Genomic DNA, 23,116 nt, shown 5'->3' with positions numbered 1-23,116 from the left:
CTATGTTACAGCTAGAGAATGAGGCTTCGCATAAAGATATATCTTCCGTAGATAGTCTTTTACCAATCGATAGGATAGAAGAAGATGAAGTTGAAAATTCGCAATTTGAGGTGGTTGAAGAAGATGAAACTGAAGTAGAAGACCCCGCGTTAATCCAAACTAAACACGACTTTGTTACATCTCCCTGGTCAAGATTAGGAATTATTGGTGGTGCATTTGGTGCTGGGTTTCTAGTTATATTTGTTGTCCTCAACGGCATGATGAATGGGAGTGGCAAAAATGCCAAAAAACCAGAATTAACTACTACTCCAACTCCCACGGTTGCCACATCTGAGAAAAAAGAAGGCGATGTTTATGCCAAGCTTGCTCTCGCCAAGCAACAGGAAGAACTTGATGCCCTAAATGGTCAAGCTAATACGGGAGACAAAGAGGAGAAAAAAGAAGCTACTGAAGAAGAACAAGCCAAAAACCAAGAAAAAACCCGTTCTATTCGACAACGAAGGGTAGTTGCTCAAGAAACTCCCCCTACTTCCAGAAGACGTGTATACCGGGAAGAAACATCCGAACCTGTTAGACCAACACGTAGAGTAGTGGCTTCACAGCCAATACCACCTCTGCGTCCTAGCGCTCCTCTGCCAAAATTTGCCAAACAATTAGTTGCCAGCAACCAGAGTGTCGCCAAAGATCCAATAGCCGAACTCGAACGCCTACGTAACCTGGGTTCGGTTGGTCGAGTTGAGTATATGCTAGCCAGTACCACTGTCAGTGAACCTACAAACACAACAGTACAAGAAGTTACAGCTAAAACTGAAGAAACATTACGCCCAGCAGAACAAAATAGCGATCGCTCCCGCCGTCGCCGTAGCCGACGCAGCGAGAATACCGAAACAGTTACCAATACCCCTAATCAAGTTGAAGAACTGCGCCCGCGTTGGCAACCTATAACCACAAATGATAGTACTCCTGAGTATAGCAATACTGATGACAAAGATAACAATCAAGCCGTGCCAGTTATTTATAGTTTCTCGATAAAAGAACCACAAATTAGCTTAGAACTTGACAAAGAAAAGACCGTAGAATCCAGTTTTGCTAGTAATAAAGAAAACAATTCCACTCAGCAAGTTGAAAAAGTTGCAAATAACTACTTGCCAGAAGAAGCGCAGATACTCCAAGAAACACAACCGCAGTATTTAGTTGTCGGTTCGTTTGCAAGTGCAACCCTGGTAACTCCGCTCGTTATGCCCCAAACCAGTAATAACGCTCGTTCCCAGGAGCAGACAAATACATTACGGTTTGTCGCCCGGTTGAATGAGCCGCTTTATAGCAATACTGGCGAAATAGCCATTCCCGCAGGAACGCAGGTAACTATCGCTATGATTTCGGTTGATAGCACATCAAGTGTGCGTGCCGAAGTCACGGCCATCCTCAAAGACGGCACAGAATATCCTCTATCACCTGGAACGATATCAGTTTTGGGAGAGGCGGGTTCACCCCTCATCGCCAGACCTTACGACGACAAGGGATCTGAAATTGCCAAATATGATGCCACGTTAGGAACTATAGCTGGTCTTGCCAAGGTAGGGGAAATTATTAACCAGCCGGATGAAGAAGTCACAGAAGATTTGCCTTTAGGTGGGACAAGAACTCGCAGCCGCAATAACAATCGCAACCTGGGAGCTGCTTTCCTTGAAGGTGCTTTTGGCAAACTTGGCGAAACAATCAGCAAGCGGACAGAACGTGCTACTGACGAAATCAACCGTCGTCCCAATGTCTGGTATGTGCCTAAAGACACCAAAATCACAATCAAAGTCGATAGGTCAATCAAGCTGTGAAACTAAGAGATATAGCAGATTTTAGTTTAAGGATGCCTTGGGCGATCGCCTCTGGCACTGCGCTCCGCGCAATCGTCTTTAGCGGGTGCCTCACGATCGCCTCCGTGTTTGCACCAAATCAACTTGTACTAGCAAATACTATCCGTCAAGTTGCAGCGTCCCAGGTGTCAGGGGAAAATGCCCAATTGCAAACAGTTAAGGTCTGGCCTGGACATGGGGTATCAATATCGTTCTACAACACCAGAGAAATCATCAAGAAAATCTGGCTGGATGACCCATCTAGGTTTGTTTTTGATGTAGACGGATGTCTTGAGGGCTTGGGTAAGTGTTCTGGAAGCAGTACGGGTGCAGGACTAATTCACATTCGCCGCATCGAGACAGTCAAAATCCCTGGCTTACCACCAGCTCCTTACGGGGCGCACATGACGGTGATTACTGAGTCTGGCTCAACAAGGAAAAGCTATCATTTCCGGATTGTAGCGGGCAGTGGCACACCAGAGTACAGCCAAATTGAAATTATTGGCGACACTCTCAGCAAACCTGAAGAAGTAAAACCAAAGGTCAGTTACACCGCATTATCTGATAGCAGACATATCGCCAAAGGGATGCAAGTTGCCCTCAAAAACCAGTGGGTTACGACAGACAGCAAACTTTGGAAGCGTCTGAACCAACTTGTTGAGTTGCGATCGCAAGGAGAGGAACTTGTCGTCGCCGCCAGCACCGCCGGAGTATCAATGCAATTGGTTGAAAAACTCATGCTACTAGGTGGAAAGCGCTTGTTAGAAATACCACCACAACACAACAACCCTCTCACAACAACAAATCTAGGTAAATCAAGTTTTAAATAAATAGTGATGTATACCGAAAATCTCACCTCTAACAACCAAATTTTAGATACTACAGCAGAGGTAACTGCGATTGTACCAGTGAGAGCTGCAAGCCAGGAAACTACTCACAACAAAACCAACCGAGGGCTTGAGTATCGGATGGAAAAATTTAATAAATTACGCTACCTGATGGTTGCAGGACTTATTGCAGGGCTTGCCCTACACGGATTAATCCGATATGGAGGTAGCTATAATATCGGCAGTCTCTTATTCGGCGATAAAGCGGTAGCTCAAACAGTTTCATCGAAGTATTCAAATTTGAACACTTCGATAGATAAGACAAAACAAACCAAACAGCCACAGCCGGTTGCAACTAAATACGTCAATGGCGCACCTACTCCCGATTGGAGCAGTATCACGTTTAGAAACATGAAATTTGGCGGTGCTGGCAACGTTGAATTCCCTAATATCAAAAACCCTGGTATGAAGGAGGCACGCACCTGGAGTGCTGGACAAAGCCTTGCCGAAGTCATGGAACTGGGTGATTTTGAAGCAACCGAGTTCAATATTGAAGATTTCACGCTTGAAGATATCGCCGAAATCACGGGCATTCAACTCAAAAATCTCAAACTGTCAGATTTTGAAACACTCGATTGGCAAACACTTGAAGACCTCGCCGAAGCAATTCCTAATTTAGAAGATTCAGAAGTCGGAGCCATTCCACTAATTCAAGAACTAGTGAGCAAAGTTACAGGCAGCACCGCAAGCTACCAAACTGTTGGTGAAGTGCTAGACAATTATCCCCAACTGGGAGAAGTGGAACTTGGTGAGTATGTCAAACTTGATAAATATAAACTAACCAGCATCCCTGGTATTGAGGATGCACAGCTAAAAGACTTCACTAACTGGCAAAATACAACAATTGCTAAAGTTCCGGGATTGGCTGATGTACCGTTCGATCGGTTCCCCAGCGTTCCCATCCCTGATGTTAGCTTTATCGGCAAATTAGACTTACCCCTCGGTTCCCTTGAAAGTGGACGCTGGAAGTCAATAAGTGGTAGCTATCAAGCTGGGTTTAATGTCCCATGCGAGAAAACCTGTGGTCACATCGAAGTTTCAGGAAGTGATATTGTGACTGGCGCACAATGGATGTCTGGCAAAGACCAAAAAGTTAAAGGCGGATTCGGCATCTTGGGCAGCCTCAACGGTGGAAAAGAACCTACAGGTCGCCACCCCTTTGGGAAATCATTTAAACAAGTCATCTGGGACATTAACGAAGCGGACGGGAGTATCACCACCGCGATGTTCTTCCGTATCTGCAAGCGGGGATGGGTTGACTTGGGCTGCTCGCCATACTTCATTGGCCCAGTTCCCTTCTTCACCTACCGCGAGATAGACCCAATTATCCTTGGTACGCCTCTCACCGTCCCTAAAAATTAACAAGTAAAAAGGTAATTATAGAAGAATTTATCCTCTTTTACTTTTGACTTGGAGAGGACACATCAGACAACCAATGAAGAAATATGCAACTTCACTTCACCGCATATTTCTTCCATTTCCTCATGCAATTAATACAAATTATTATGAATAATTATCTGTTTGCAACAGCTAAAACTAAGACTGTTAGAGAAGTAAAAGCTAACAATAAAAATAGCAATACTGACTTTAGTAAGTATACAGATAGGTTCATGTCACCTCAAGGTTTGGCACTTGCCGGGGGAATTGGCTTATTGTTGCTTTTACAGCTTTTTAGTAATGGTAAAAAAGGCAAGCTTGCTACTAGCTATTGGGGTGGAGCAAAGGAAACCGCCCAAGCTAAGAAAAAAGCTCTCAAGCAAATCGTCACACCTAGGTGTGATAGCGCCAGTTTATATATTGGAGTACACAAATACAAGAGTCAAAAATTACCCAAGGGGAGTGGGGGAGTTCCAGTTTATGTACCCGATGTCCAACGGGGAACTGCTGTAATTGGCGCACCTGGTAGTGGTAAATCATTCTCGGCTATCAACCCGATGATTTACTCAGCAATTGACCAAGGTTTTGGTATAGTACTATACGACTTCAAGTATGCTAGTCAAGCCAAAATCGCCAGTTATGCCAAATCCAAGGGGTATGACGTACATATCTTTGCACCGGGATTTCCCGAATCAGAGGTATGTAACCCAATCGATTTTTTACGCGACAGTAGCGATGCTGAAACCGCACGGCAGTTAGCTACGGTAATTAACAAAAACTTCCGCCTGTTAGGTAATGCGTCTGAGGATGCTTTCTTTGGCCCCGCCGGCGACCAGTTGACGCAGGCTATTTTAATGCTAACTAAAGAGTTTGGCGACCGCGCTGATATTATGACGGCTGCGGCAATACTTTCTAGCGAGAAGATGGTCGAACGCTTGATGGCAGCCGAACTAAATCCTTGGATTAGGATAGCTTTTGGTCAATTATTTAGCTCGGCTGGCTCAGAGAAAACTGTAGCGGGTATTGCTGGTAGTGCTTCATTGATGTTCACCCGGTTCATGGCAAGGGGTACATTGGGATGCTTTGTCGGTAAAACAACCTTGCCCCTGGAGGTAAAACGCAAACAGATGATTATCTTCGGGTTAGACCGAGAACGCCGCGATGCTGTCAGCCCCCTGATGACCAGTATTCTTCACATGGTAGTTTCCCGCAGTATTGCTAAAAAACGTAAGGAAGACGGACCATTAGTAGTGTGTCTTGACGAGTTGCCAAGTATCTTCCTTCCAGATTTATTTAGATGGCTTAACGAATCTCGTTCCGAAGGATTCTGCGGTATCCTGGGTTGGCAAAATATGGGTCAGCTTGAAAAGATTTATGGTAAAGAAATCTCTAAAGCTATCCTTGGCGCGTGCGGTACAAAATTTGTTTTTAATCCTGGTGAAGAAGAATCAGCACGATTATTTTCTGCATATTTAGGTGAAGAGGAAATTAAATATAAACAAAAATCTCGCTCAACGGGAGGGGGTAAAGCCAGCACATCTATCAGCGAACAAGAACGGACTCGCAAGCTATTTGAGCCAGCCCAATTCCTGAAATTACCACCTGGTAAATGTCTATTTATCAACCCAGCTTATAGTAATAAAAATGAGGGTTCAGTACCACTATTAAAAAACATCAAAATCCCCAAATATATCATTGGATTAGAACAAGAAAATGACGCTAACTGGGATAACCTCATCAAAAAGCTTGCTAGGAAAAGTACCCAGAAAAAACCGACACAGGAAGATTTAGATTTACGAGTCAAGGAAGTAGATCGGAAGTTTCCTATCCCACAAACACCAGTACAAGCGGGCAATGCACCTTTGCCTGTTGACGCGTACAAGAGCTTTTTCTAAAAACTTTAAGTTTGATGACCAACTTGTTTTTATAAAGCACATCAGGCTGTTTGAATTTATAGATTATTTTTACCAAATTTAATATATGTTTGACTCCAGAAACACTCAAATTAATGAATCATATTTAGGTACAGCCGATACTGCAATTCAAACAAGTAGACAATTAAGTAAAAGCCTCATAAATGTACTTACTAAGATAACTAAAGTAATTCTCGAAAAACTCAAAGAAGCCCAAGAAGCAAGTAAAATTGCAGTTGAAATTGGCAAAGATATCTACAATCTTGTACCTGATGAATCTACCCCTGGTGCATATAAATGGGAAAAGGTAGATTTAACCAGCCAAAGTATAAAAAGCAATCAAGAAACTAATATTGTGTTAATGCCCGATTTATTAGTAGAAGGTCAATACACAATAGAAACTGAACCTTTTACTGACTATCAAGCACAAACAATTGCTGCAAGATTAGTAGAAGATGTACCCAATTTCAATAGTGATTATCAACAAACAAGCGATAATACTCTGAAAATTACAGTTTATCTAGAGTTAAGTAGTTCAGAAAAACAAATCGTTATCTACGAACAAAATAGCGAAGGTAAATGTACAACTAATCTCGTCACTGAAATACTTACTCCAGATGAAATAATAGATGTGGCAAGTGAACCACTAGTTAAGCTACTACCTCCATCTGCTGATATTATTAACAATTATAAAGATACAAAAGAGTTATTATTTGATGATGGAAACCCAGATATAACAGAAGTAACTCCACCATTAGTTAATTTATCAGTAACACTGAACGAAGATAATCAACCATTAAATTCTGAAATTGTAACCACACCAGTTAACTGGGATTACGAAGAAGAAGCTGTGGTAGGTTTTCTAGATGATATCGATATTAGTAATCCACCCGACTTTGACTCCCCACCAGATGTAGATTATTATCAGTCTCCTGTAGCCAAAAACTATCCTGAAGCAGTAGAGCAGACACTCAGCGAACAATTTGAAACTAACATTCAGACAGTCGAATCAAATACTTCACAACAGTTACTACAAGATGAAAACAGTGAAAACAGTTCGCCCATAAATCAAGAAATCAACTCATTTGTTGAAATAGAGGTAGATAACAGTATTGAAGATGATGTGGTCAATAATTTTCAAGAAGAAATCACACAGCCCGAAGAAACTATTCAAATTCGACGGATAGTTACTAGTAACCCTCAATCTCAAAATCAAGCTGATGAGGAGGTAAATAAAAATGTAACTCACAATCAGTTTTTTCCACAAGAGCTAGAAGAACAAGCAACTAATAATCGAAAAAAATATACACCTGAATTTACCTATCAAGAAGTAGCTAATTCTCAAGATGTAGAGCCAGCAGCGCAGCAGTGGGCGCGTCAGGTTGAAGTACCTATTTATCAAATAAATAATAAACAAGCGCGGGAAGAACGTTACAACGGGGAAAATAAAGACATTGCTGAAACCGCGATCGCAATGTTAAAAAAATACGGCACTCTTGAACAAGATGGGTCACGTATTTACCATAGCGATACATTTGTAATTCGCCAACAGGCAGACACTGTTAGCATTCATCGCCGCAGTGATGAACTATTTGGGTGGCAGAACTCTTTGATGGATTTTAAACTCAACAAAAAAGAGGAACCCAAAATCACGAAAAAGCCTACAGAGATGTTACCTGTTGAACGTCAGGAGTTTCTCATTGTGGCAGAATACTTGAGCGACAATGGCAAGCTACCTGACCTCAACAATGCCGATATCCGTGATGTAGCAAACAGCTTGGGAAGTCTTGCACCTGCCGGCACGATTAAAACGCTGGAAGTATTTAAACAAAATGAGATGTTGCACACCCTGAATAATGTCCTCATCCAGGCGGATAAGGAAGAACTTACAGTAGGTGAATTTACCATCAAGCGATCACGCAACCCCGAAAAAAATCGAGCCAGCTTGCAATTATTTAAAACTACCGAAGAAAAAGGTACTCAGGAACTTGTCCGGTTTGACCTAACTAAAACCGAAGCTGGCATTACCAAAGAAGTCAGCAAGATGAATATCTCTGAGTACGATATCAACCAAATTAAGTTTATTGCCCAAAACGCCAGCAAACTCAACTTGGAACAAATCTTTGGTAACGAACAATCTACTCCCACCGCCGCATCTGCACCCAAAAAACGAGTAATACAAGCAGTTGGCGATTTGCCTGTCACAGTTCACCCCTACATCGCCGAGGAATGGGCAAATATGGTCAAGCATGGTGGCCCCGACTGGGGAGAGGCAATGAATCAAGGCAATGAAGAAATTCTTCAACGGATAAATGAGAACAACGGCAAGTTACCAATTACCGATCAGCGAGAGATGTACTTCAAGATTATGACCTATAAGGCAACTGAGGCACAAAAGCAAGGAGAAACAGTTGTCGATTTTGTTCCGCTTAAAGATATTATGAATGACTTGCAAGCATGGCGAGGAGAAGAAATTCGGCAGCAATATACCCCTACTGAACACATACCCTCCCCTCAAAAGCAAACTGTCGCTGCTGCACCTAAAACCAAGTCAAGAGAAGTTGAACTATAAATTACCCGTTACTCAGTTTGCAAAGTTGCATTGGCAATATAAAAACTTGGGTTTAGAAGTTACGCAAATTTACATCAGTTGCAAATTTCAAATTCAACAAGCTTTTCATTTATTTAAATGATTAGTTCATTGTTTTGAATAACACAATCCAAGGAAAAATTACTACGTAAAGCTCACGCAGATACTCAATGTAGTATTTCAAGCAAAAAATCAAAAAGTGAGCTTAACATCTGAATTAAAAAATAGAAATTCATCTATCAGGAGATGGTTTGACTCTAGACTAAACCAGACAGTTATTAAAATGATTACTAGCCATAACCAACTATTAGAAAATCAAGAAATTATCAGGCCAGTTGATGGTGTAGATTTTCCATTAGTAGGAAATGCGATTGCCAAAGCACTTGCTAAATATCTAGGAAGTATCTATGAAGATAAAAGATGGTTTACTAATTGTCTTGCTCAGGTTGGAGCCAAAGCCCTCAAAATAGAATATGCTTTTGATTACTGCGTTACCAATTCAACTTCCCTTGAAGAAGAAGCTCTAAAGTGTATGCTACTGGGTGCGTTAGAAAACTATGCACGTAGCCGTAACATACATGAAATTATTCAACCCTTTCTACAAAGAGAAAAAACCCTTCAACTTGAACCAGAATATTTCAAAAAATGGCTTCCTAGTATTCAAGATACATCTCAAATTATCGGTATTTTACCCCGTACTTGGCAAACTGTAGCTAATCAAGTGAGTGGAAATATCACCTGCAATGCTTCATACCCTTTAAGTGAATATCTTGGAGGTGCTGATTGCCAGATAATCGCTGGAAATACTCTTATTGATGTACGAACAACTGCCAAGAAGCGTCCCTTCTCCTTAGAAAATTTTTACCAACAAATTAGTTATGTTCTGCTTGATAGCAATGACAGCTATCGTATCAATCAACTAGTCTGGTTTTACAGCCGCCAACAATCAGTATTCTTCTATCCCACAAACAAAATATTCCGCGACTTGCAAGCAACAAGGGAAGAATTTAATAAAATGATTCTTGATAATTATGAAACAAATAGACTAGCAGAACAAAATAAGTGTTTATATCTTCCCCAGGAAGGATAAAAATATGATTCAAGACTTTCAACTTAATCCTAGCTTCAATATTTACTTTGATGGCATGGAGTATCACGCCAAGATTCACTTTGATGATGCTTTTGAAACTGAAGCAGAAGAAATTGCAGCAAGTGATATTAGCTCTCTTGCTACTAAAGTCTCTAATCGTTGGCGGCAGTATCTTCTAAGTATTGCAAATAAATACAAGCAGTAATCGGCTAATTAGCCCTCTCCAAGCAGAGGGTTAACTTAACGAATAAAAAGCAAAATTTGCTCGTTTAAATACTATGAAATTAGGTTTTTATCCAGTACTAGGTAAGAGTGATTTTCTCAAAATCAAGGGTGAAAAAATCCCGATTTGGCACTTGCTTGAATATCAGCCTGCGGGCTGGCTATACTCACTCGCTACAAAAGCAGAAATTGTTCCAGATAGTCTGATTATTCATGACTGCGGATCGTTTAACTACCGCGACCAAGATATTCCTACTCTCAATGGTAAATATGTTGATGCCCACTGGTCTATTCATAGATATCGAGAACGTTCAAAAGTCGGTGATATTATTGTTTGTCCTGACCATTTACTTGTAGGAGAAAATATTAGAGAACGGCAAGAATATAACCTTCAACAAGCAAAAACATTTATCCAACTTGCTAAAAGTTATCTTCCCAATAGAATCCCCCTAGCAGTCATCCACGGGCAGTCTCTTAGTGAACGCCTCCAAGTAGCTAAATATCTTCTGGGACTGGGATACCGCCATCTCGGTATCGGTGGGCTTGTTTCCCAGGCGAGAGAGTATTCGACTAACTTGCACATTGTCAAAACAATCACTGAGGTTGTGCGTTCACGAAGTGACTCGGAACGAGTATCGCCGTTCGCGAAGCGTGTCCGACAGGACAAGGCGGGCGTTTCGCCATCGCACAGCGATTCCACAGGAGTATCGCACAAGCCAAATGTTCATCTACACGTTTTTGGGCTATGTTCGCCCCAGTATGCCAAAGCTTTTACTCAGATGGGATTATCCTTTGATGGTTCAACTTTTATCCGAGAAGGACTAGGCGGTGGGATGTTCGTCAGCAATGAGGAAAAACTAATTCGGATGCCAGCCTACTGCACGCCAAAGTGCAACTGTCATGTTTGCAGGGTTCTCCACCGACATAAGATTGACCCTCGGCTGACGAACAAAGGACGGACGCATACCATAGGAAGAATCGCCCACAACCTCAATTTGGCGATTGCCACTTACAGAAAATTCACTCCCAAGGAAAAAATCTACCTGGTTGCTGGATGTGGCAAGCAGCTTCCCTACTCTGCTGCTGCCAAAGACTTATATTGTTCGCAGCACTTTCAAGCTTGCCGTCGCTACGTAGAAGAAAAAGAATCAAGATGGTATATCCTGTCACCTTTACATCAAGTTCTTAAGCCAGAAACAATCATCAAGCCCTACGATAAATCCCCCTATTCCTTATCTCATCAAGAACGTATACTATGGGCGCAACAAGTAGCAGAAAACCTCATACAAGTTGCGTCTTTGGAAATAGAGTTTGTATTCTTGACGGGCAAGCTTTACAGACAGGAGGTAACACCTATTTTACAGGCGAAGGGATACGAGACAAAAGTACCCATGCAGCACCTAGCCATTGGACAACAACTTGCTTGGATAAAGAAGGAACTGGAGCAAGAAAAACAGCTTGTTTTAAATATTTAACCCAGCAGTAATAACACCAAAATAATTTATGGAGACTACAAAGCGAGTAATTAATATAAGTGGAAAATTCGGTAGTTGGACTGTAATAGAAAAACAAGGAAAGCAAGTATTATGTAAGTGTGATTGTGGAATTCAAAAACTTGTCTACAGTCACACTCTCACCAATGGTCGCTCAACTAACTGCGGTTGTAAGAAAAGAAAAGAATCTATCCCAGTTGGTGCAAATTTTGGGAGACTAACAGTGATATCTGATGTAGAAGTTAAGGGGAAAAGGGGCGAACTACTCCTCCTTACCTTATGCAGATGCGGAACCCAAAAATATGTTAGTAAAAATAGCTTAAAAAGAGGGCTTACACAAAGTTGTGGATGTTTGCAACGGGACAGCCTCAAGACCGATAAAACTATCCACGGTCACTGCAAAAGCCACGAGTATAACTCCTGGTTACACATCAAGCGCATCTGCTATAACAAGAACCACCATCAGTACAAATATCATGGCGGGTGCGGAATTGAAGTTGATGCATCCTGGCGTGATAACTTTACCCAATTTCTAAAAGATATGGGATTAGCACCCGAAGGAACAGTTATATCTCGTATTGACCAAGAGAGCGACTTTGCCCCTGGTAATTGTCTGTGGATACCCAGAAAAGAACATTATCGTCAAATACATGTATTAAGAAGAAAAGAATTCTTTATTTCTCAAACTTTACCTAAACCAGTCGTTACCAATAGTGAGATTAATGTTTCACCAAACATTGTTCGAGCAATCATCAAAGATCATGCAAATGGTGAAGCCAACATGAATAAACTTGCTACACAATATAAAATCAGCACTCAAGACGCAATAAATATTATCCTTCACCACGTTTAACTATCAATTTAGTTTTAATAAAAGTGCGCCATCAATTAAAAAGGCGCACTTTTTATTTTATAGCAAATACTTAGTTTTAAAAAGCATATCAAATTCATAGTAGATTAATTACCACAGTTGTTACACAAATCAGCAATGACTACCTTGCTGATTTGTGATTCAGGAAATAATCACTAATATCTAAAGTGTTGTACCTGAATATAAAGTTTACTGCAATGAATAATATTTGCAATTTGAAACTAAGTATTCATTCATACAAATACGAAATCATTGTTCAGTAAACAAAGTATCAAAACTTTCTACCACAGACGAAGTTATCAATTAGCTGGACAAGCAAAGCCTCAAGTCAAAATTATAAAACTTGCACATGATAATACACAACGGCTCTTATATCTGGTTTCATGCAGGACAAACTGCTAGATGGGGAACTATAAATGCAATTAAAGCATTGCCATACCTAATGATTGCATATCAAATCGACGGACAATGGTACAGTGACCCATATTTTTCACAATCTAAAAACTTAGAATATAAACCAGTAATCCCTATAAGTTCAGCAATTATTCATGTACCAAAAATAACAGTTGAGTTACAACCAATTGTTCAATTATGTGCTGGATTTAGGAACAAAAGAATTCATAGTCTTTGGGTGGTTAATGCTCCCGCTCAGGTATTGAAACATATATTAGAGTGCAGCCAATGGGACAGTATATCACTCAAGCAACTACTAGCAACTTTGCACGAATTAATTCTTTATGGCTATGAAGTTAAAATACTTCCCGCCAAAAAAGAAACCATATCCCCTATCGAATGGATGGAACAATAATGAATAATAGCAACCAACAACTCACACTTTACTATCCTTGTGTAGTTCAGATTTTAGATCAGTTTGTACAGACAATATCACTTGAGTTTTGGATACAGAATCCAATAAACGGAAAATGGAATCTAATACCATTTAAAAATGGTGATATCAGTATCTCGAATTATACAGATGCGACAACATCACAGATAATGAAATATCTCAATAAAGAATATCCGTCGATAGAAGATTTTTTACAAGCGAAACAAGAGGAAGGTGTAGACTATCCCATTCGACATAAAAGAACTTATCTTACAGTTAAGGGTGCTGCATCTCACAAACTATTCTGGGCATGGACAAATCCTCAAACTAATAAAATTGAACGCATCCATTGGCATCCTTTAGCTATAAAAGCAAAGGCAAGTGAAGATGACAAAACTGACTACTCAAATATAATTCCAGTCAAGATTGGAAATGGAAAATTAATCACACTTGAAAAGGACGATTTACCATCAAATAGAGCAGCTTTTTCGGAGTTTCTTGCAGATAGAGAAGAAAACCTCCGCCTTGCACTTGAAGCCCTGAAATCACCCAATCCTGATGCTGCACTCGAACTACTGGCCATCATGGAAGAAATATCCAAAGACTGCTTCTACGCCAGTTGGATTATGGGCAATGGATACAATTTAGAATCAATTATTAAATCATGGGATGGCACTAGTAACGTCAGCTACGGTAGTGGGGAAATCACACATCAACAATTAGCACTAATGCGCGTTCTTTGTGAATTATCTCAAGGTTGGTGGTTTTGGGATGAAGATAAGGATACTGGCGTAATTTTCCAAAGTTATCCTTACCAGGGAATCGCCTGATTATTGGGGCTGGGAGTCTTGCGATCGCTGTAAAAAATTTATTGGTGGCTTAAACTTACAATTCCATATCGCTGTTCCGAATCGGAAAAAACTGATATTGCTTTTGCTGTGCAGCAGCTATTTCTGACGGAGTATTAAATACAGTAGCCTTTGTACCAAGCTGGAGTTCTTGGTATAAAGGCACACCATCACCATCATTATCGCTGAGAAGAATCTTGGTCATGATATTAGCCGGGGCAACTTGCACGAGGCGATTCACTACATTAGCAACAAACTCGTTAGATGCTTCGCAGCCATTAAGGTATCTAATCAACATATCAGCAGTAGTTTCAGTCATCTTGGCTGGGTCTGTTACCCCCGCTTCCAGAATAAAGTCATCGTAAATAGCTTTCTCGCTATCAGTAAAATTTTCCTTGCAAGCTTGTTGGATAATTAATTCAACTTGTTGTTTATCTATAAATTTCATAATACACATTTGCAAGCATAAATAATACTAAATTCTGAATATTTTAAATATGAGTTTAATTAGAAAATTAATAATTAAATATACACGACAAACAGAATTGCAATTAAATTATTATAGCTCATGTTACCTGGGTAATTGAACTGTAAAAATGCTACCTTTACCGAATTCACTTTGTACATTTAATTTGCCTTGATGTGCCTGAACAATTGCTTGAGCAATGGCTAATCCTAATCCAGAACCACCAGTGTTACGAGAGCGATCGCTACTTACCCGATAAAAACGATCAAAGACTCGCCTCAGTTCATGTTGTGGGATACCAATACCTGTATCTTGAACTTTAATTACAGCATAATTATCATTGCTTTCTAAGATAACTGTGACTTCCCCTCCTTTGAGTGTATATTGAATTGCATTGACAATTAAGTTAGAAACCAATCGATAAAGCTGATCGGAATTCCCTATAACATTCATATTTTGCTTAACTCGGATTGATGATGTCAACTTTACTCCTGCAGTAGTTGCCATCGCTTCAAATTCTTCAATTAAATCGCTAACAATATCATTTAAACAACAAACTTCGTGCTGTAACTTTTGAGCTTGTCTATCTAAACGTGCTAGCATCAATAAGTCAACGACTAAAGTTGTTAGCCTCTGATTTTGACGCTGTATAGTTTGCAATATATCTCGTGTTTCTTGTTCATCTATTTCTGACATTAAAAGTGCTGATTCTACAGTTGCACTTGTCGCAGCTAAAGGCGTTCGTAATTCATGTGCAGCATCGGCTGTAAACTGTTGAATTTGTCGATATGACTGATAAATTGGCTGCATCGCTAATCCTGACAACCACCAACTGGCACCTGCAATCATAACCATAGCCATCGGCAGCCCTAATATCAAAATTAGCTTGACGCTATCCAAATAATGATTAAACTCTTCTAGACTTCGCCCTACTTGCATATATCCCCAATCTTGATAATTTTGGGTATGCAGAGATAGAGTAATTTGATGGTATTCGTTGCCTTTGCTATCTTTGAGAAATTGCCAAGTTTTTGGATTAAAAATATTAGGTAATCCCTCTGGATAATAACCAGCATTAGCAATTAATTTGCCTGAAGTATCAAAAAAACGTATATAGTAGCTAGTTTTAGTAACAATACCCAGAAGATGACGTTTAGGATGGGGCTGTTCTTGAATACAATTACTAGCCCCAATTCTACAGTTACCTGTATTTGGAAATAACTGATTTACTAATGGTTCCAAACGTCCAGGTGACTGTAGTTTTAGTTCAATACTGTCGTGCAGTGTCCCAGCTACAGTCTCAATTTCACTGTCTAAAGCTACCACATGAGCATGAAACACAGACCTGTAAAAGCTAAAGGCACATAGGCTTAAAATCAAACCCATAACAATAGCATAATACAAAGCTAAACGAACGCGGGTGAGCCGAAACAGTTTATTTTGATTCATCTGAGAAATTAAGACGATACCCCATACCGTGCAAAGTTTCAATTGGGTTAGGACAGTCGTTACTTGTGAGTTTACGACGTAACAAACGTATTTGCGCTGCCACTACATTACTACTAGATTCCGCATTAACTTCCCAAATTTGATTACGAATTTGCTCAGTCGTAACAATCTGGTTAGGATGATTCATGAAATATTCCAATAGTTGGAATTCTTTATTAGTTAATGGAATACTTTGCTGTTCACCTGTTGTATTTTGTCTAACAACTGTACTGTTGCCATAATCTAGAGTCAAGTTACCAACAGTTAATTGTTGAGGTTGAAAATGGGGGGAACGACGCTGCAAAGCCCGCAATCGTGCTAGAAGTTCCACCATGCCGAAGGGTTTTACTAAGTAGTCATCGGCACCTGCATCTAGTCCGGCAACTTTATCTTCCATTCTATCTTTAGCAGTTAGCATCAGGATAGGAAGAGGATTACCTTTATAACGTAGTCTTTTACACAATTCTAAACCACTAATTCCTGGAAGCATCCAATCAAGAATCGCTACTGTATATTGCGCCGAACTGTTTTCTAAGTAAGCCCATGCGTCATTACCATCCATAACCCAGTCAACTAGGTACTTTTGTTGATTTAAAGTACGCTTAATAGCAGCCCCCAAATCCGGCTCATCTTCAACTAGTAGCACCCTCATATCAAATTGGGTAGTTAAAAGTTCTTTGTAAATTTGTGATTCTAGCATAGTTCGCCATAGGGATACCCCTATTAATAGGGTTGCAGAAATTTATGAAATTAGGATGAAATTCTTAAAAATTAGGATTAAGCTATACAAAACCTGATAGTAGGCTAGTATCTTGTCTATACATCACTAAATAGAAAAGACTCAGTAAACAACTCGCTAAGGTATGGTGTGAGCTTAGTTTGAGGAGTTATAGAAACTAAGTTTTACAAGATGTTTATTGAGTCAATAATAATTTTGACATCTCGATATGAAATTAAGATGAAATTCAGAGTAATTAAATAGATTTCATAAATTTTATAATTATCGTTATTTAATGTACAAATACATTTGTTTTTTAACTAAAGCTATAGATTATGTAATACATATTATAGAGGATTATAATTAATACGTATTCAATATCTCTTTTTTGTTGATGCTTTGCGTTCTGCTAAAGTTAATTAATTGACACAAATAAATTATCACTACTGATTTTTAAAAAATTTAAATATTAAATAAAAAATTTCATCTTGATTTCATATTTATTCTGCAACATAAAAATATGTCGAGTTCGTGATGGGTGTCAATATTTTTATGGGCGTAACTGAAATACTTACTTAGTTAGTTACCGATTCAAACTTAATTGCTATCTATTTTTGAGTAAATTGAAGCAGATTTAAGAGGTAATTAACTATACCGGCAATAGTTATTAATCTTTTTATTTTCAAGAAAGCAATCTAGTAACGATGTTCCAATAAAATCAACCCCAATGAGCAAGTTCATGTAGCTATGAGAATTTGTACTAATTTTTGAATTTTTGGGTACTTAATATGAATTATCTGGCAAAATCTTCATCCTTTGAAAGCATTGTCAACTCTCAGTGGAACAACCATAGTCAATGGAAAAATATTACGGCTGCTGATGTTACCCAGGCTATAGGAAATGTTCCAATTGTAAAACTCAAGAATATTTCTCCTATATGTGCTATCTCAGAATGCTTCTTGAAATTGGAAAGTTGTAATCCTGGGGGTTCAATTAAAGAAAAAAATGCAGTCTACCTCGTGACGCGTGCGGAGGAAGAAGGGCTGCTTGTACCTGGTGGTACGATTATCGAGTCAAGCTCAGGAAATTTCGGCGTTGGGCTGGCGATGGTAGGAGCAGTTCGCGGTTATCGAGTGATGATTGTCGTCGATGCGAAAACTCCTCCACCTTTTAGACGAATGTTGAAAGCATACGGTGCAGAACTTGTGGATGTACCGCTTCATGAGGCCGATGAATCAGGCTCAATGCAGAAGGCAAGAATGAAACGAGCAAAGGAACTGGCTGCAACCATACTTAATGCTTGGTATCCATGCCAGCACCTTAATCCTTTAAATACGGAGGCACATTCATACTATACTGCCCGTGAGATTGAAGCACATTTTTCTTCTGATCTGGATGCTGTTGTAGTTGGTGTCAGCACGGCAGGACAAATTATGGGAATAGCTCGTTATCTTAAACCGCGATTCCCAAACATACGCATTGTTGGCGTTGATGTTGAGGGTTCAGTAATTATGGGAACGCCAGCAAAACCCTACAAGATGACGGGTATTGGCTTATCTTTCTTTCCCCCGAATCTGGATCTTTCACTGCTTGACCGTGCTTATATAGTACCAGAGGATTTGGCTTACTCAGTATGTCACATCCTGGCACGTCGTGAGGGATTGCTTCTAGGTGCATCAACAGGCGCAATTGTAGCAGGAGGATTGCATCTGGCGCATGAACTGGGTGAGGGTGCGCGGATTCTGATGATCAATCCAGACCGAGGGGACAGATACCTTGAGACAGTGTATGATGCCGATTGGCTCGACCATCATGGATTTAACCTCAAACAAGGGAAACGTCTTGAGGATGCGATCGCTTCACTAAGTCCCATTTATTTTAAGTAGTGCTGAAAAATAACATGAATACCTCACCCCAGCCCAAACCAGAAAGTAGTCAAATAACTTCAGGGCGATCGCTGTTAGCACTACTGACGCAGTTTATTCCACTTTCTCTATCTGATGTGGCAATGACTCTCGGCGATCCGCTTCAAACATCTGCACTCAGTCGCCTAGCCTATCCACAAGAGACATTAGCTGGAGTCGGGGTAGTCAAAGGAGTTGCAGTATTTCTGGAAAGCCCGATCATCATGATTCTTCATGCCTCAACCGCACTGGGAGGCCAAGCCAAATCTCGACGCGCACTTTGGCAGTTTACGATGATTGCGGGATTTTCTCTAAGTGGTATCTTTCTGTTACTCACCTGGGAACCCTTGTATAACTGGCTATTGCTTGATGTATTTGGCGTTAGCTCATCAATTGCTGCCAGAGGAAGAACTGCTTTTTTATTGATGTTTCTGTGGCCTTTCGTGATTGCTTGGCGGCGATTCTTTCAAGGGTTGCTAATTCGCGCTCAAAAGAGCATAGCTGTTGGTTGGGCAAGTGTAGCGCGATTGACTTGGGTAATTGTGTCGCTGGCAGTGGGAGTAAGTTTACGGTTAGATGGTGCATTATTAGCAGGGATCACCATGATGGGAGCCATACTCATTGAAGCAGTATTGGTGACATGGTTTTGTATGCGTCTTGGTGCTATTTCTATTCTTAACCAACAAGGATATTCTGAGACTAAGAAACTGCCTCAAACCTTGGGTGGAGTAACATTTTATTACCTTCCTTTAGCCTCAACAATGCTTTTGGTTTGGGGTGCAAGAGCCATACTTTTGAGTTTGATTGCTCGCTCATTTGATGGTAGTCTTGCCCTCGCAGTGTGGCCTGCGGCGTGGGGGCTAGTTCTTTCAGTTGCTAACGGTACACGGATGATTCAACAAGTGATCATTTCTGCTTATGAAGAAACTTCTAGGCGAACACTGGTTGCTTTTGTCATGATTGTCGGGCTAAGTTTTACTTTCATACCGTTTTTTCTTGGGTTTACAGATAACGGATTATTTTTACTGCGTCAGTTTTTGGGGAATAATCCCTCTCTTGTAGAAGCATCTCGTCCAGTTATACAAATACTCTCATGTTTTCCCCTGCTCTTAGCTCTGCAAAATACGTTTCAAGGGTTACTAATTCACAGGGGTAAAAACTGGTTCATCAACATAGCAACAGTAGTTGCTGCAACCTTTACTTTAGTAGTATGTGGAAGTTTAATTTTTACCAGACATAGCGGAGCTACTTCAGCAGCCTATGGAATGCTTGCGGGTGTAATTAGTGAAATAATAGTGCTTTTTTTCGCACTTCAAAGGAAATAATCAGATCAATTATGACTAGCTATTATGGTACTATTAACACGGAACAAAAAGTATGATGAAGTACATAATTGCTAACACGACCCAAAACAAATTCTTCCATACCTGAAAGCCAACGCCGCCGTCCAATTACAATCAAGTCTGCTTGCCAATTTCGCGCAAATTCACAAATGGTTTCGCCAGGTTGACCAACGTGTTGTTTGTATTCTACTTCTACACCTGCTGCTGTTGCTTTTGCTGTATATAAATGCAGCATTTCTAACTTTGGCTGGGAGAATTTATCTAACATTTTTTGGCTATATTTTACGGCTTCGCTGTCTTTATCTGGATCATAGTAATTTAACAGTTCAGAGTTATCTAGATATCCATCTTCTTCAGGACATACAACATTAAATATCATCAAGTTAGCCTTGGTGAGCTTTGCTAGAGAAAGTGCTTTTTCAAAAACACGCTTGCTAACTTTAGAACAATCTATTGCAACCAGAATCTTGTGAAACATAAAAATATCTCCTGAGTTTTAGAAAAACCTTCAGGGCAGATAGGCATTCGTGACATACTGCTGTACCATACGGTGGGTATTGAAAAATGAGGCATTTAGTGCGATCGCATGTCGCATTACATCGACCCACCGCTCGCGCTCTTGATAAAACATTGGAGCTATTACGTTTTTCAACTTCTGATATAAGTCCTCTGCATCCTGGCGGTTCAGGACATCTGAACCAGAAAACTCTGGTTCTCTAAAACCAATAGACCAACCAGTCACCCCTTCGATATGTCCCTCAATCCACCAACCATCGAGTATGCTGAAACTGGGAACACCGTTATGTGCTGCTTTCATACCCGATGTTCCAGAAGCTTCTAAAGGTCGCTGTGGCGTGTTGAGCCATAGATCCACGCCAGATACAATCAGCTTGGATAGCTCCATGTCGTAATTTTCCAAAAAAACTATAGGTATCTGCTTCTGTAATTGGTGGGAAATTTCAAATATCCGTCGAATTAACTCTTTGCCAGCGTAATCTTTAGGGTGCGCCTTACCAGCAAAAACAAACTGTAAAGAACCAACCTGTTTGGCAATTTCCAAAAGTTGATCGATATCTGAAAAAATTAAATCTGCCCGCTTGTAAAGAGTAGCTCTGCGAGCAAAGCCAATCGTCAGAGTCTCTGCAGATAGCGAAAAATCGGTTTTTTCCTGAATGTAAGTTAAAAGACGAATTTTAGCCGCTAAATGGACTGACCAAATCTCCTGTTGGGGAATACTGATGGCGTGCCTTAGCATTGAGGGATCGTTACTCCAACCAGGAATATATCTCTCGTAGAGGGTTCTAAAGCTGTCACAAGTCCACGTCAATGAGTGAACACCATTTGTAATGTGGTGGATGGGATAGCCGGGGAACATTTCTTGCGAAACTTCCTCATGTCGCTTGGCAACACCGTTGACATAGTGGCTCAAGTTTAGTCCTAGCATAGTCATGTTTAGGCGATCACGTCCCCCCAACATTTGCAGTACATCAAACGGCACTATGTGTCCCAAACTATACTGCACTAAGCCGTAGTCAAACTGGTCGTGTCCTGCTGGAACAGGGGTATGAGTAGTAAAAACGCATTGATTTCTGATGCTACTAAAATCCCATGTTTCTGTATTTATCCCGTTTCGTTCTTTTAGCAACTCTAAAAGCAGCAAACTGGCGTGTCCTTCGTTCATATGGAATCTTTCAATTCCCTTGTAATCAAGGACGTTGAGCATTCTGACACCACCAATTCCCAGCAGAATTTCCTGCGCCAGCCGATATCGCTCATCTCCGCCATAGAGAACATCAGTTAAAGTACGGTCATAATCGGTATTTTGCTCAACACCAGTATCTAGCAAAATTAAAGGGACGTTGTAGTTACTTAAGCCAACAATGTCATATTGCCAAGCTCGAACTTGTACAGTTCTCTGTTCAATTTCTACCTGAACAGTTTCAGACAAAAGGTGCAGAAAATGTTCGGGACTCCACAAAACAGGAAATTCCTGCTGTCCTCCCCACTCATCCAGCTTTTGGTGAAAGTAACCTTTGCGATAGAGTAGACTTACCCCAACCGCAGGTATTCGCAAATCGGCAAAGGATTTCAAAGTGTCGCCAGCCAGTATACCTAAGCCGCCACTGTAAGTTGGCATAGCAGAACCAACAGCCACCTCCATCGAGAAATAGGCAACCCGCCGATTTTCTTTGGCTTCGTCGTAACTAGTGGTAGGTAGTGTTGTAATATACCATTCCGGATGCTCAAAAAATTTATTTCGACAAAATTCGGAGCAGAAGTGAATTTTTTGCTCCTGGTAAAAGGCAGAGAAATCACTGCCTGGTTGAACGGTCATACCACAAACTGGGTCTTTAAAAATAGGGTTCATGGGTTTTCTCTTGTTCTGATAGTTATTAACCCTTGTGATGCCCACTCTTTGATTTTTTTCGAGTCTGAAGTCCCATAGTCGTAAACATAATCTTCCTGCAATTTCCCCCTCCCCTTCTGGCATAGGCGGTAGCATCAACAGTAGGGGAGGATGAAAAATTTTGCAGTCAGTTGTGGAAATTAAATCTTGTCAAAAAGCTCTTCTTGGACTTCAAGTTTTGTTAAAGCTGCCTGTAATTTTGCCTCATCTTCTTTTGATAGTGAAGTTCGTAAAACTTTACCATCAAATTTGCTCAAATCGTCTAAAACCTTGTCTGGAGTAGACTTTTTCACCAGTATAAATAAAGCAGATGTTCCCGGCTCTATTGTGTTACCAAGTTCTCGAATAAAGTTATCGTCAATGCCAATATCAGTAAGCGCTCCCGAAATTGCGCCAGCCGCCGCGCCAAAGAGAGCCAGCATTGGGTGGAAAAATATTAAACCAAGAAGTAGCCCCCAAAAACCTCCTGTTAATGCACCAGAAGTTACAAGTTCTTGGGTTTGCTTAATTTTGACTTTACCTTCTTTATTTCTGACAACGATAGCCGCATCTTCTAAATCGATAAGATACTCTAGTTCCAGTTTTCTCAGATCAATTAAAACCTCATCTGCCTTAAACTCATCTTTGAAGCCAATAGCAATTAAATCGCTCATAGTTTCCTCCTGTAGAAATTAGGCTTTAAATGTTTAATTTGGTTGTTTGACAAAAAATTAGAAAACACTAACCGCTATTCTGCAAAAAGCCAAACTACGCACGTTTACGTGGAAGTTAAGCATTTAGAAGGTCAAAAGTTAAAAAACCTTTTACTCTGTTGCTTTTGACC

At 40.4% G+C, this 23,116-nt stretch carries 19 protein-coding genes; 13 read left to right on the top strand and 6 right to left on the bottom strand.

Translation table 11 applies throughout. The features are described from left to right. The first annotated feature begins 2 nt into the window (after nt 1–2). From H6G79_RS22790 to H6G79_RS22740, 11 genes are all read left to right on the top strand, one after another. On the top strand, nt 3–1,832 hold the full coding sequence (locus H6G79_RS22790; RefSeq protein WP_190592012.1) for a TrbI/VirB10 family protein: 1,830 nt from the start codon (nt 3–5) through the stop codon (nt 1,830–1,832). After that, nucleotides 1,829–2,680, top strand: coding sequence for a hypothetical protein (locus H6G79_RS22785; RefSeq protein WP_313934010.1), 852 nt, complete (start codon nt 1,829–1,831; stop codon nt 2,678–2,680). Before H6G79_RS22790 ends, H6G79_RS22785 begins: the two co-directional genes overlap by 4 nt. 6 nt (nt 2,681–2,686) lie before the next feature. Continuing rightward, nucleotides 2,687–4,099: a hypothetical protein gene (locus tag H6G79_RS22780; protein WP_190592013.1), complete on the top strand. Its 1,413-nt coding sequence runs from the start codon at nt 2,687–2,689 to the stop codon at nt 4,097–4,099. A gap of 143 nt (nt 4,100–4,242) precedes the next feature. Next, entirely contained in the window at nt 4,243–6,009 is a 1,767-nt protein-coding gene (locus H6G79_RS22775; protein WP_190592014.1) for a type IV secretory system conjugative DNA transfer family protein, read from the top strand. Between the two features lie 85 nt (nt 6,010–6,094). After that, complete coding sequence (locus H6G79_RS22770) at nt 6,095–8,599, top strand: hypothetical protein (RefSeq protein WP_190592015.1); 2,505 nt, start codon at nt 6,095–6,097, stop codon at nt 8,597–8,599. A 301-nt stretch (nt 8,600–8,900) separates the two neighbouring features. Further along, a complete protein-coding gene (locus H6G79_RS22765) occupies nt 8,901–9,707 on the top strand; it encodes a hypothetical protein (protein ID WP_190592016.1) in 807 nt (268 codons plus the stop codon). Between the two features lie 4 nt (nt 9,708–9,711). Then, nucleotides 9,712–9,912 carry a hypothetical protein gene (locus tag H6G79_RS22760; RefSeq protein ID WP_190592017.1) on the top strand — a complete coding sequence of 67 codons (201 nt, stop codon included), beginning with the start codon at nt 9,712–9,714 and terminating at the stop codon, nt 9,910–9,912. Nucleotides 9,913–9,985: 73 nt separating this feature from the next. After that, nucleotides 9,986–11,404 carry a DUF6884 domain-containing protein gene (locus H6G79_RS22755; RefSeq protein ID WP_190592018.1) on the top strand — a complete coding sequence of 473 codons (1,419 nt, stop codon included), beginning with the start codon at nt 9,986–9,988 and terminating at the stop codon, nt 11,402–11,404. A 28-nt stretch (nt 11,405–11,432) separates the two neighbouring features. Beyond that, a complete protein-coding gene (locus H6G79_RS22750; protein ID WP_190592019.1) occupies nt 11,433–12,275 on the top strand; it encodes a hypothetical protein in 843 nt (280 codons plus the stop codon). Nucleotides 12,276–12,642: 367 nt separating this feature from the next. Then, a complete protein-coding gene (locus tag H6G79_RS22745) occupies nt 12,643–13,101 on the top strand; it encodes a hypothetical protein (RefSeq protein WP_190592020.1) in 459 nt (152 codons plus the stop codon). Further along, the gene (locus H6G79_RS22740; RefSeq protein ID WP_242048517.1) at nt 13,101–13,949 is read left to right on the top strand and encodes a hypothetical protein; all 849 of its coding nucleotides are present in this window, start codon (nt 13,101–13,103) and stop codon (nt 13,947–13,949) included. Before H6G79_RS22745 ends, H6G79_RS22740 begins: the two co-directional genes overlap by 1 nt. A gap of 55 nt (nt 13,950–14,004) precedes the next feature. Here the strand turns inward: H6G79_RS22740 and H6G79_RS22735 are convergent, their stop codons facing one another. From H6G79_RS22735 to rppA, 3 genes are all read right to left on the bottom strand, one after another. Next, nucleotides 14,005–14,415, bottom strand: coding sequence for a hypothetical protein (locus H6G79_RS22735; RefSeq protein WP_190592022.1), 411 nt, complete (start codon nt 14,413–14,415; stop codon nt 14,005–14,007). Nucleotides 14,416–14,538: 123 nt separating this feature from the next. Continuing rightward, the gene (gene rppB, locus H6G79_RS22730; protein WP_190592023.1) at nt 14,539–15,882 is read right to left on the bottom strand and encodes a two-component system sensor histidine kinase RppB; all 1,344 of its coding nucleotides are present in this window, start codon (nt 15,880–15,882) and stop codon (nt 14,539–14,541) included. Then, the gene (gene rppA / locus H6G79_RS22725; RefSeq protein ID WP_190592024.1) at nt 15,869–16,621 is read right to left on the bottom strand and encodes a two-component system response regulator RppA; all 753 of its coding nucleotides are present in this window, start codon (nt 16,619–16,621) and stop codon (nt 15,869–15,871) included. Before rppA ends, rppB begins: the two co-directional genes overlap by 14 nt. An 806-nt stretch (nt 16,622–17,427) precedes the next feature. Here rppA and H6G79_RS22720 point away from each other — a divergent pair. Next, entirely contained in the window at nt 17,428–18,525 is a 1,098-nt protein-coding gene (locus H6G79_RS22720; RefSeq protein WP_190592025.1) for a cysteine synthase family protein, read from the top strand. A 14-nt stretch (nt 18,526–18,539) separates the two neighbouring features. Next, nucleotides 18,540–19,868 (top strand): hypothetical protein, encoded by a 1,329-nt coding sequence (locus H6G79_RS22715; RefSeq protein WP_190592026.1) that lies wholly within the window; start codon nt 18,540–18,542, stop codon nt 19,866–19,868. A 22-nt stretch (nt 19,869–19,890) separates the two neighbouring features. Here H6G79_RS22715 and H6G79_RS22710 read toward each other — a convergent pair whose 3' ends face one another. The 3 genes from H6G79_RS22710 to H6G79_RS22700 all read right to left on the bottom strand — a co-directional run bounded on the left by H6G79_RS22710 (nt 19,891) and on the right by H6G79_RS22700 (nt 22,946). Further along, on the bottom strand, nt 19,891–20,364 hold the full coding sequence (locus H6G79_RS22710; protein WP_190592027.1) for a universal stress protein: 474 nt from the start codon (nt 20,362–20,364) through the stop codon (nt 19,891–19,893). A gap of 30 nt (nt 20,365–20,394) precedes the next feature. After that, nucleotides 20,395–22,254 (bottom strand): alpha-glucan family phosphorylase, encoded by a 1,860-nt coding sequence (gene glgP / locus H6G79_RS22705; protein ID WP_190592028.1) that lies wholly within the window; start codon nt 22,252–22,254, stop codon nt 20,395–20,397. A 179-nt stretch (nt 22,255–22,433) separates the two neighbouring features. Then, nucleotides 22,434–22,946 carry a DUF1269 domain-containing protein gene (locus tag H6G79_RS22700; RefSeq protein ID WP_190592029.1) on the bottom strand — a complete coding sequence of 171 codons (513 nt, stop codon included), beginning with the start codon at nt 22,944–22,946 and terminating at the stop codon, nt 22,434–22,436. Nucleotides 22,947–23,116 lie beyond the last annotated feature (170 nt).

It is taken from the genome of Anabaena sp. FACHB-83 (assembly GCF_014697485.1).
Lineage (GTDB): Bacteria > Cyanobacteriota > Cyanobacteriia > Cyanobacteriales > Nostocaceae > Nostoc_B.
This window is presented reverse-complemented; position numbering and strand designations above follow the sequence as displayed.